The organism is Eubacterium ramulus ATCC 29099, from assembly GCF_000469345.1.
Lineage (GTDB): Bacteria > Bacillota > Clostridia > Lachnospirales > Lachnospiraceae > Eubacterium_I > Eubacterium_I ramulus.
Genome location: NZ_KI271131.1, coordinates 23,266 through 34,226, shown reverse-complemented (window position 1 = coordinate 34,226; position 10,961 = coordinate 23,266). Strand labels below are relative to the sequence as shown.

The 10,961-nt window shown below is 41.0% G+C and carries 14 protein-coding genes; 8 read left to right on the top strand and 6 right to left on the bottom strand.

Annotated elements, in window-relative coordinates:
• The 6 genes from mobQ to HMPREF0373_RS08525 form a co-directional block, all read right to left on the bottom strand.
• Positions 1-711: MobQ family relaxase (gene mobQ, locus HMPREF0373_RS08550; RefSeq protein WP_021739292.1), on the bottom strand; the 711-nt coding region annotated here is incomplete at its 3' end.
• Positions 712-848: 137 nt separating this feature from the next.
• A complete protein-coding gene (locus HMPREF0373_RS08545) occupies positions 849-1,070 on the bottom strand; it encodes a DUF3847 domain-containing protein (RefSeq protein ID WP_028087226.1) in 222 nt (73 codons plus the stop codon).
• A 192-nt stretch (positions 1,071-1,262) separates the two neighbouring features.
• The gene (locus HMPREF0373_RS08540; protein WP_021739290.1) at positions 1,263-2,096 is read right to left on the bottom strand and encodes an ATP-binding protein; all 834 of its coding nucleotides are present in this window, start codon (positions 2,094-2,096) and stop codon (positions 1,263-1,265) included.
• Entirely contained in the window at positions 2,093-2,809 is a 717-nt protein-coding gene (locus HMPREF0373_RS08535) for a replication initiator protein A (RefSeq protein ID WP_021739289.1), read from the bottom strand. The genes HMPREF0373_RS08540 and HMPREF0373_RS08535 overlap by 4 nt, the downstream gene beginning before the upstream one ends.
• Positions 2,810-2,831: 22 nt before the next feature.
• Positions 2,832-3,215, bottom strand: a complete 384-nt coding sequence (locus tag HMPREF0373_RS08530) for a hypothetical protein (RefSeq protein ID WP_021739288.1) — start codon at positions 3,213-3,215, stop codon at positions 2,832-2,834.
• A gap of 3 nt (positions 3,216-3,218) precedes the next feature.
• Positions 3,219-4,136, bottom strand: coding sequence for a ParM/StbA family protein (locus HMPREF0373_RS08525; protein WP_021739287.1), 918 nt, complete (start codon positions 4,134-4,136; stop codon positions 3,219-3,221).
• Between the two features lie 346 nt (positions 4,137-4,482).
• On the opposite strand from HMPREF0373_RS08525, the gene HMPREF0373_RS08520 reads away from it, so the two are divergent.
• The 8 genes from HMPREF0373_RS08520 to HMPREF0373_RS08485 all read left to right on the top strand — a co-directional run bounded on the left by HMPREF0373_RS08520 (position 4,483) and on the right by HMPREF0373_RS08485 (position 10,938).
• Positions 4,483-5,202 (top strand): GTP pyrophosphokinase, encoded by a 720-nt coding sequence (locus HMPREF0373_RS08520; RefSeq protein WP_021739286.1) that lies wholly within the window; start codon positions 4,483-4,485, stop codon positions 5,200-5,202.
• 43 nt (positions 5,203-5,245) lie between these two features.
• Entirely contained in the window at positions 5,246-5,842 is a 597-nt protein-coding gene (locus HMPREF0373_RS16045) for a zinc dependent phospholipase C family protein (RefSeq protein WP_021739285.1), read from the top strand.
• Between the two features lie 78 nt (positions 5,843-5,920).
• Positions 5,921-6,460 carry a zinc ribbon domain-containing protein gene (locus HMPREF0373_RS16040; protein WP_049946827.1) on the top strand — a complete coding sequence of 180 codons (540 nt, stop codon included), beginning with the start codon at positions 5,921-5,923 and terminating at the stop codon, positions 6,458-6,460.
• A gap of 144 nt (positions 6,461-6,604) precedes the next feature.
• A complete protein-coding gene (locus HMPREF0373_RS08505) occupies positions 6,605-7,783 on the top strand; it encodes a sensor histidine kinase (protein ID WP_021739283.1) in 1,179 nt (392 codons plus the stop codon).
• Positions 7,770-8,480, top strand: coding sequence for a response regulator transcription factor (locus HMPREF0373_RS08500; RefSeq protein ID WP_021739282.1), 711 nt, complete (start codon positions 7,770-7,772; stop codon positions 8,478-8,480). The genes HMPREF0373_RS08505 and HMPREF0373_RS08500 overlap by 14 nt, the downstream gene beginning before the upstream one ends.
• A gap of 14 nt (positions 8,481-8,494) precedes the next feature.
• Complete coding sequence (locus tag HMPREF0373_RS08495) at positions 8,495-9,364, top strand: EamA family transporter (protein WP_021739281.1); 870 nt, start codon at positions 8,495-8,497, stop codon at positions 9,362-9,364.
• A 108-nt stretch (positions 9,365-9,472) separates the two neighbouring features.
• Entirely contained in the window at positions 9,473-10,363 is an 891-nt protein-coding gene (locus tag HMPREF0373_RS08490; protein WP_021739280.1) for a DUF368 domain-containing protein, read from the top strand.
• A gap of 32 nt (positions 10,364-10,395) precedes the next feature.
• Positions 10,396-10,938 (top strand): phosphatase PAP2 family protein, encoded by a 543-nt coding sequence (locus HMPREF0373_RS08485; RefSeq protein ID WP_029731975.1) that lies wholly within the window; start codon positions 10,396-10,398, stop codon positions 10,936-10,938.
• Positions 10,939-10,961 lie beyond the last annotated feature (23 nt).

Below are 10,961 nucleotides of genomic sequence, written 5' to 3'. Positions count from 1 at the left end.
CCAGATGCAAAGTTGTTCATCACTGTTCCATTGTTCGGAAATAGGATTCTGTCTGCCATATCGGCTACTCTTGGGATGTTTATCAATCCGTTCATATCCTTTTTCCTGTGCAACAGAGGAAGTCAGATATTCTTTCTTTTTCCCAACTTTATAGCGATATTGCTTTTCCCATCCCTGTTTCTGAGCAGTTTTAAATTCAGAAGCAGTAAATCCTTTTTCTTCTCCATCTTTGATACAGAGATATTCTTTTTCGGTTTTATACTGCCATGTTCCATTTTCATTTAGTGGTCGGACAGTAAGAAGAATGTGTGCATGGGGATTGTGACCATCTGTATCGTGAATGGCAAAATCAGCACACATCCCCATATCTACAAAATTCTTTTTAATAAAATCCTGAAGAAGAGAAATATTGCTGTCTTTATCCAACTCAACAGGGAGTGCGACAACAAATTCTCTTGCCAGTCGGCTGTCTTTGGTCTTTTCGGTTTCTTCCACAGCATTCCAGAGTTGTTCTCGGTCATTCCATTCCAATGGAGCCATTGGAGGAAGCATCACTTCCTGATAGATCAGACCCTGCTTTCTGGTATAGTCATGCTGAATGCCATCATAATCATTGTACATGCGGCTACAGCTCATATAAGCAGAAGCAGCAACAGCAGATCGACCGGAACCACGGCTGACGACTTTAGCTTGCATATGATAAATTGCCATATCTGGCACCTCCTTTCGATGTTGCCTGCAACAGCGGATAAAGCCCTCGGCAGAGCGCACGAGCCCCGAAGGGGATACCACTGCCTGATTTATCAGGTGGTGAGTAAGTGCGCCCTTCGGGAGTAGAATTTCGGTATCTACAGCCCTCGTAACCGGATCAGAAGTTCCCGTTTCAAGAGATCTAAATCCATCTCCCGGACATGCGGAGCAACGCTTTCAAGAATAGCCCCTTCCTGGATCAATCTGTGTGTTCTGGCATTCCGTTCTTTTTTTCGGTTTCTTGCTTCGGCTTCCTCCTGCCGGTGCTTTGCCTGTAAAAGTGCTTTTTCTTCCGGTATCATAGTCTTTTTATCTGCCATGTCTGGCACCTCCTTTTTTATGCCCGTTTCCGGGCTTTTTTGGTTTTGATTTTTCATAACTGGTACTGATTTTTCTGGAAATAGCAGCGATACATTCAATCAATGTGCATCAATGGAGAGAGCAGTATCGCCGCTAAGTGATTATGGGTATCATATGGCACCAATTTCTGTTATTTTTGATACAGAATGTCATTACAACAATATTTTTTTCGCTTCATGTAGATTTGCAGAGGCATTGTCCTTTCGGATATTGCGGTTGTTGATTCGGATGGGAGCACAGCGTTCCAAAATCCTGTCATAGATTCGGCTGTGCGCCATGTCAGTTGGCTTGTTCAATTCTTCCAAGGTGAGGTTGGTCGTTACGATCAGTGGCTTTTTGCTGCGGTAACGGCTGTCGATCACATTGAATACCTGTTCAAGGGCAAATTCAGAATTCCGTTCAATCCCAAGGTCATCAATGATCAGCAGGCTATATCGGTTCAGACTGTCGATAAACTGGTTCCTGTCTTCAAAATGCATTCCGCTCAGGGTATTCAGGATCCGGGAAAAATTTGTCATCAGCACCGGAACACCTTTTTCCAGAAGGGAATTGGCAATGCAGCCTGCAAAGAAGGATTTCCCAGTACCGACATTTCCCCAGAGGAGAAGACCGGAGGAATTGGCTTTCATATCTTCCCAGTTCTCCACATATTTGTGGGCGTATGCCATCTCCGGGTTGATGCCGTTATCTTTGTCAAATGTATAATCATAAAGTGCCTTATCCTGTAACCCGCTGGCTTTCATCCGTTCGATTTCTGCCTGTTTCTCCAGCAGTTTCCGTTTGGTTTCTTCCTGTTCATAGAGTTCCTGCTGGCATTTGCACCGGATGGGCGGCATGAATACCCTGCCCTGCAAGGTGTACCTGCCCTGCCGGGGTGTATGGCATTTGGCGCAGTAAATCAGGTGGTCGGAGTCATGAAAATATTCATCCGACTGCAATTCTCTGTTTGGTTCCTTATTGGTCAGTTCTTCTGTAAACTTTTTCATAATGTTTCGTACTCCTCACTTTCGTAAATGCTTTGCCGGGAAGGGGGATTGTCCTGCCTTGCCCAGTTGATGATGGTGGCTGCATGGTTCTGGTAGTGCTTTCCGGTGGAAGCCATGTAGCCGGATAACCGTTCGATATATTCCTGCCAGTCTGAAACCGACTGTCTGACTTCTTCCAGTTCCTTTTCTGACAGGAATACATTTTGAAATTTTCCATAGGGAGAGCGTTTCTCCTGACTCTCTCTTTTTGATAAATCGTTCTTATTTCTCTCTTTCTTATTACCGGACAGTTTTCTGTCTGTCTCAGGGAAAGAATCCTGTCTGTCAGCCGGACAGTTTTCTGTCTGTCTTACGGAAAGAATGTTGTCTGTCTGGCAGAATGCTTTTTCCGGGAATTTCACATAGATCCGGTTCGGATGACCGGCACCCTGGCGTTTTCGGATGATCAGATCCTGTTTTTCCAGTGCGGCCAGGGATGTTTTAATGGTCATCTGGCTTTTGTGAAGGACTTCTGCCATGGATTCGATGGTAAAATAGAGAAACACATGACCGGATTCATCCGTCCAGCCTTCGTTTTTCAGGGAAAGTCTTGCACGGTCAAGCAGAACCATATAGAGCAGTTTCGTTGTTTCATTCAGCTCCATATCCAGAAGGAACCGGGGAAACACCATATAAGGCGGCAGGCTGGTGTCTGTTGTTATAAATTCTGTCATGTGCTAACCTCCTTACCTTCCGTTATTCTCCGAGAAAATCCCAGTCTATATCTGCTTCCGGTCCAGATTCTTCCGGTGCCGGAAAGGATGCCCTGTTTTGGGGCTCCCTTTGTGTCAGTCCTGCTGTCAGCCCGGAGAGGAAGAGGGGAAGTGCCTGTTCCAGGCTCCTTTCCACTGCCTCCACGATCTGGTTTACAAATTGTTCTTCCCGTTCCCTTGTTTCCAGATAAGGGTCTTCCTGTGTGCGGTAATAACGGTCAAAATAATCGACCAAGGCGAGGGCAATTACATGGCTGTAGGATTTGAATTCCTGCTTGTCCATGGTCTGCAGATATTCCCAGGCTTTCCTTTGCAGATCTTTCTCCAGATTAAAGCGGAGGTTTGTGCTTCGGATATTGTTTCTCATCGGCTACTCCCTCCTTTTCAGGGTCATCTGTGCCAGATATTCGTAACCTTTCGCTGTAGCACAGATATCATCAAGGATTGTGACACGGGCTTTGTCATACGTTCCAAAATTCCGAATCAGGCAGCCGCCACCGCCTACCACGTACAGCCGCATCAGGTCAGGATTGTATTCATATTTGCGGAGTGTGGCGAAAATATCAGCTACATACTGTCTGGCAACTGCTGTAATGCAGTCCAGGTATGGTGCGGCAATATCAGCTGTTCCGAACCGAAGAATCTGTTCTACGGTAGATTCCTCGATTTTTACTCCAAACCTGTTCAGAATGGCATTCTTTGCGGCAATCATGCACTGGTTTACCCCAAATTTTTCTGTCCAGCAGCGGCTCTCCTGAGCTTTTTTGTTGTTGATATATAGGATATTCATGGTTCCGTTCCCGATATCTGCAAGGAGATTGGTTCCCTTAAAATCTCCCAGATGGTTCACAACAGCCGGATATCCTTGTGGGTAAAGACTGCATCCTACAAAGCGGATGTGATAGTTTTTGCTGTTAAATGAGAAGCGGACTTCCGGGTTTTGGAGCAGATAGGAGCGGAATGCCTCTCTCTGGTTCCGGATCCATGTCAGAGGAAGCCCGGCAGCCAGATGGACATCTGCTTCATGGATGGAAAAGACATTCAGTTCCTGTGCCACTGCCATTAGTGTCAGGAGATAATAATCTTCATCCATAGCCTTATCCGGGATAAATTCTTTGTGCCCTTCGCCGATCCGGTAATAGATTCCGTTGTATTCAAGAATGTTTCCGGTAAAGATCGGCTCTGTTTCATAAGCGGTGATTCCGGTAGGTGTGACTGTGTTGGCAGTCTTAATGTTGCCGTAGCCATGATCCACGGCAATGATTTTTGTGTTTCTGATTTCTCTCATAAAAAATCCCTCCTGTTTTTGTATTGATTTCCACAGCAGTTCGTACCTGTGTGGTACTGGCCTGCTGTGGGATAAGCATACAAAAATCAGAAAGGGAAGGCATTGAGCAGAAATTGAGTTTGAATTGAGAAAATGTCTTGAAAAATATGAATGTGAGAAAAATACGGTTTTTAATTAATTCATGTTATTTAGAGAAGTAAGCGGTATTTGTTAAAGAAACAGTACCGCTTATTTTTATTCAGCAGTGCCATTTGACAGAAAAAGTTTAACAAAAGTTTAGGTATTTTCACTTTTGTATTTATGATTCTATTTTATGATTTTATCAAACAGGAGGTGAAACAATCGAATGAAGAATATTTTGAAAAAAATAGTCAATCGTAAGGTTGGCAATTCTGAAATTGTAGAGGTAGAACAACTGAATCCAGAGGAAGAAGAAAATATTTTTCTTCCAATAGCCAGTGATGCTTTAAATATTACGGAACAATATAACCAGATTGTCTTTTTTTATCAAGCGGGTATTTGTCAACTGACAGCCAAGCTAGAAATACTCAGACAGGAGTTTCAGGCCTGCAAAGATCGCAACCCAATTGAGAATATAGAAACAAGAGTAAAATCCCCAGAAAGTATAAAAGGGAAGATGGAGCGAAGGGGATTTCCACTTACTGTAAGTAGTATGGTAAAAAATATAATGGATATTGCTGGAATCAGAGTTGTATGCCCGTTTATTTCGGATGTGTATTATATTGCTGAATTCCTACTGAATCAGGAAGATATTCAGGAGATTCAGATTAAAGATTATATAAAGGATCCGAAGGAGAATGGTTACAGGAGCCTACATTTGATTGTGATGGTAACAGTGTATTTTTCAGATCACAAATGCAATGTACCAGTAGAAATTCAGCTTAGGACAATCGCTATGGAGTTTTGGGCAACCCTGGAACATCAGCTCAGATATAAAAAGAACAGAAATCATTTGGAAAACATGCAGAAACAGTTAAAACAATGTGCAGATCTTGTTACAACAGCAGATTATAAAATGCAGCAACTGGCGGATCAATGGTTGTAATAGTGGTAACTTAATATAATAGAAATGAAAGGGAGTATTTAATATGCAGACGAGAGATCATAAAAAGCTTGCTGAAATGTTTGCATCGGAAATGTCACGAAAGCGTATTCCTTATATCTGTAAGAAAGCATTTATTTATGGGAATATAGAACCAGATAAAAATCCTTTTACATATTTACACGGGATGTTAAAAGGGAAAAAGTTTCATGGTCATGATTATGAGAATATATTACCCGTAATTAAAAAAATATTTAATTCTACGCAGGAAAAAAAGAAATGGGGAGTTCGGGAATATTATCATTTTGGTAAGTTAATGCATTATACAGCAGATGTATTTACTTTTCCGCATAATAGATTATTTTCGGGAAATGTAAAAGATCATCGCAAATATGAAAAAGAACTTCATAGTTGCTTTGGTACCGCAATAGATCAATGGAAATCTCAGGAAATGAAAGATACTCCGGTTTCTTGTGTAAACATTGAAATTTTACATGCAGAATATTTAAGGCAAGCAGGAAACTATGAAACTGATTGTGAGTATATTTTAGCAGCGGTGGAAATGTTATTGAGAGCGGAACAGAAAAAAATATGGCACATGAATCCGGTTTTACATAGAGGGATGACGGAACAATTTGTTTAGGAATTGTTTAACTTTCATATCATACTTTGTTTAATTGAAAACAGTATGATAACAGTATCATTACAAGGAGGTATTGCCATGATAGAAAAGTGGAAAAAATGGGTGTTAAAAATGAATCTTAAAAGAGCGGCATTGATATTTGTTGTAAGCAGTGTGGTTTTAATTTTGGTCTTGCTGGCAGCAATGCATGGAGTTTTTGAAAGAGAAATGTTTTGCTGGGAATCAGTTATTGTGTTTCTTACAATCTGCGGTATAATAGGAACTATACTGGCAATCTGGTATTGGATTCTGTGCTTGATCTGTGTATATAGGAAGTCCAGCCATCTGGGGACAAATAATACTTTATGGATTTTGGCAACTGTATTCTTTCATATTGTTGCAGTCGCAGCACTTTATGCATATGCTGCTATTATGGGAACCTGTGAGAATTGTGGAAAAATCAAGTATGGAGAAGAAAAATACTGCGACAGATGCGGAGCAGCGTTGAAAAAAATATGTCCACATTGTGAGCTGATATTGGACACAGATGCTGATTACTGCAGCAACTGTGGTACAAGCCTGAAAGAAAATAAAGAAGAAACGAAAGAAGAACATAAAGAAGAATCAGTGGACAGTTAATTATAGAGTGCCTGGTTTAGAAGACTAAAAATCAGTGGAGAAGGGAATCGATAGATTCCCTTTCTGTAGTTTGTATGGCGACCGCTTATAATCCCAAGATGTGCCATAGGGCGCTTTTGGTGGTTGGAGGAAGGAGAAAGTGGAATGAAACAGGGAAGCGTAAAAAAAAGAATTTTTATCTCCAATGCATTTATGGTGCTGGTGAGTTTACTTGTCTTTTTGGCGATCAATTTAGTTATTATCAAAGGATACTCAGAGGCAATTGAAAAAGAAATAAGAACATCCGTGGAACAGATTGTAGATGAGGATGGGTTGGAAGATCTGATTATAGACTGGACGTTTCAGCGGAATGAGTTTCTTCTTTTCTTTGGACTGGATGGTATCCTTTGTATTATTGTTTTAGTGATCATCAGCCAGATATTTACCAAAAATCTTACCAATCATATTATGGAGCCGCTGGATGCCCTGTCGGAAGGTGCGAAAAGAATCAAGGGAAATGATTTGTCACAGGACATCACATATACCGGAGATATAGAATTTGAAGATGTATGTGATACGTTTAATGATATGCAGAAGCACATTTTAGAGGAGCAGGAAAAAAACCGGAAATATGAGAAGGCGAGAACGGATATGATCGCAGGAATTTCTCATGATCTGCGCACACCGCTTACAGCAATTCGGGGAACCATCAAGGGATTAATGGATGGCATCGCATCATCCCCGGAAAAACAGAATCAGTTTTTGCAGGCAGCTTATCGAAGGACCGGTGATATGGATATGCTTTTGAATCAGCTTTTTTATCTTTCAAAAATGGAAACTGGAAATATGCCGATTTCCCTCCAGAAACTGGAAATTTCAGAATTCCTGCAAAATTATGTACAAGCAAAACAGGAGCTCATGGAAACAGGAAAAGAAGAAATGACTTTGGATACGAAAGGAATAAAGGCAGATGTATTGGTTGATCCGGAACAACTTCAGAGGATCTTTGATAATCTATTGGAGAATAGTAGAAAATATGGAGAAATTATTCCTCTCAAAATCAATATTGTATTGAGCAAGACGCCCATGGGATTAAGTATCTGTTTTAAGGACAACGGTGTTGGTGTGCCGGAGGAAAAACTGCCGTATATTTTTGAAGAATTCTATCGGGGAGATGAATCCAGAAACAAGAAGGAAGGAAATGGGCTGGGGCTTTACATTGTGAAATATCTTGCCGGAGCAATGGGAGGCAGCGTCAGAGCAGAGAATGCAGATGGATTTGAGGTCTGCCTGAAGTTGCCGATATCAGGGAAAGGAGAAGCAGAGGATAATGGAAAACAGTAAAAAGATCCTGATTGTAGAGGATGATGCGGATATCAGTATGGTTGAAGAGGCGTATCTGGAGTCTGCAGGATTTGAAACAAGAATTCTTTCTGAAGGAACGGAAGTGGAAGGGGTGATTGAAAAGGAGCATTTTGATCTGATTTTGCTGGATCTGATGCTTCCGGGAAAAAATGGATATGAGATCTGCCGTGAAATTCGGGACCGAGTGGATATCCCCATTCTTATGGTCACTGCGAGGACAGAATCTGTAGATAAGATCAGGGGTCTGGGGATTGGAGCAGATGATTATATTTCGAAACCATTTGACCCTGCAGAACTGGTGGCCAGAGTAAATGCAAATCTGCGGCAATATGAACGTATGAAACAGAAAATAGTTCCGACATCGGAGGAAAGTCCGGAAGAAATACGGGTTCATGATCTGAGGATTCTCGTGAACAGCTGGAAAGTCTATAAGGGTGATCGGGAAATTAAATTCCCAAACCGGGAATTTGAACTTTTGAAGTTTTTTGCCATGAACCCAAACATTGTATTTTCAAAAGAGCAGCTATTTGAGGAAATATGGGGGTATGATTATGTGGGTGACAGCGCAACGGTCATGGTACATATCAACCGGATCCGTGACAAAATTGAGGATGACAGTAAGAACCCTAAAATTCTGGAAACAGTTTGGGGAGCCGGATATCGATTGAATAAATAAGGGGGAGAAACGAAATGTGGATGTTCTATGCGATAGGGTCTTCCTTTTTTGCAGGAATCACATCGATTCTGGCGAAATGTGGAATTAGAAAGACAGATTCAGATGTGGCAACAGCTTTGCGTACAGTTGTGGTATTGATATTTTCCTGGCTGATGGTGTTGATTACAGGAACCGGAACAGGAATCACACAGATCAGTGGAAAAACCTTACTGTTTTTGGTGCTGTCAGGGCTGGCTACAGGAGCTTCCTGGTTATGCTATTTTCATGCACTGCAAAAGGGGGACATCAATAAAGTTGTGCCGATTGACAAATCAAGTACTGTATTAACGATCATATTGGCGTTGATTTTTCTCCATGAAGGTCTGAGTTTCAGCAAAGGAGTTTCCGTTATTTTGATCGGAGTTGGCACCATGCTGATGATTACGAAAAAAGAAGATATGTCAGAAAATCATAAAGAAGGCAACAAAGAGTGGCTAGTTTATGCGGTATTGTCAGCTGTGTTTGCAAGTCTTACAGCAATTCTTGGGAAAATTGGAATAGAAGGGGTGGATTCTAATTTAGGAACAGCTATCCGCACTTCTGTCGTGCTTCTGATGGCATGGATGATGGTTATTGTTACTGGAAAATATCATCAGATAAAAGAGATTGAAAAAAAAGAAGTAGGATTTATTGCGTTGTCCGGACTTGCCACAGGTGCATCCTGGATGTGTTATTACCGGGCATTGCAAAGTGGTCCTGCCAGTGTAGTAGTGCCCATTGATAAACTGAGCATTCTTGTTACAATTGTATTTTCATGGATTGTTTTTCATGAAAAGCTTACAAAGAAAGCAACTGCAGGTTTGGGATGTATTGTTGTCGGAACCATATTACTTGCACTGATATAGATTCATGCATGAAATTAAAATATTGTTTAGGAATTGTTTAGGAATGAACCTCCTGTTTGTTTAAAGTGGATTGTTAAGATAATCCCATAAAACAAACAGGAGGTTTTTATGATGTTAAAGGAAGGAATCGGAGGATTTTGCATGGCACTGGCTGATAGTGTGCCGGGAGTATCAGGAGGTACAGTTGCTTTTATCATGGGATTTTATGACCGGTTTATTGGCTCCATTCATGATTTTGTATTTGGAAACATGGATAAAAAGAAAGAGGCTCTTAAGTTTCTGGTGAAATTGGGGATTGGCTGGTTAGCAGGTATGATTTTGGCAGTCCTGATTTTATCTTCTCTGTTTGAAAGTCATATTTATGTGGTCAGTTCATTGTTTATTGGATTTATCGCAGGCTCTATCCCTTTGATTATTCGAGAGGAAAAAGATAGTTTTAAAGAAATGGGAAAAGGAATACTGTTTTGTCTGTTAGGTATTGTGATTGTAGTAGGTATTACATGGCTCAATGGGAAAATGGGAAATGCGTCTATGAATCTGGGGCAGTTTTCCATAGGGATGGGAATCAAATTGTTTTTGATTGGCATGGTTGCCATATCCGCTATGTTTCTGCCAGGAATTTCCGGTTCTACGCTGCTTCTTATTTTTGGAGCTTATCTGCCGGTTATTTCAGCAGTAAGAGGAGTTCTTGGAATGGATTTATCCTATGTCCCAGGTTTGGCGTTCTTTGGTGTTGGGGTATTGACTGGAGTTGTTACTGTAGTGAAGGCAATACAGATCTGTCTGGAAAAATTCAGACCTCAGGCAGTTTATATGATTTTAGGAATGATGCTCGGTTCTTTTTATGCAATTCTTCAGGGACCAACTACTTTGGCTTCCCCGCAGAAAGCAATGAATCTGGAAACTTTTCATTTTCTGGCTTTTTTAGCTGGTGTTGCATTGGTGGTAGGAATGCAAGTGTTTTCACAGAAGTTGGGGAAAAACAGAAATAACAGTTAGAGAATTGATAGAAAGAAGTGACGAGTATGGGAATGGAATTCAAAATCCTGGATATGATACAGGAAATTCGGACTCCTATATTAGATAGTTTGATGTGCATGATAACCAAGTTAGGGGATGCAGGTGCTATATGGATTATTTTGGCAGTTATATTATTGCTGATCCCCAAAACAAGAAAAACCGGGGCAATCGTAGTGGCAGCATTGGCAGTAGACATTGTCTTATGTAATGGAATATTGAAACCTTTTATTGGAAGAATCCGTCCGTGTGATATCAATACTTCTATTCAGCTTTTAGTTGCAAGACCAGATGATTTTTCATTCCCATCCGGTCATACAGCAGCATCATTTGCCGCAGTGGCAGCACTTTATTTTGCTGGAGAAAAAATGTTATGGAAACCAGCATTGATACTTTCCTGTTTCATAGCGTTTTCAAGGTTATATTTGTATGTGCATTATCCAACAGATATTTTGGGAGGTATTGTCGTTGGAATCCTTGCTGGATATCTCGGATATCAGATGGTGGTGAAATTGAAAGTAATCATAGATAACAGAAATGTCAGAAAAGAAAGATGACGACCTATAGAGTAAATCAGAAA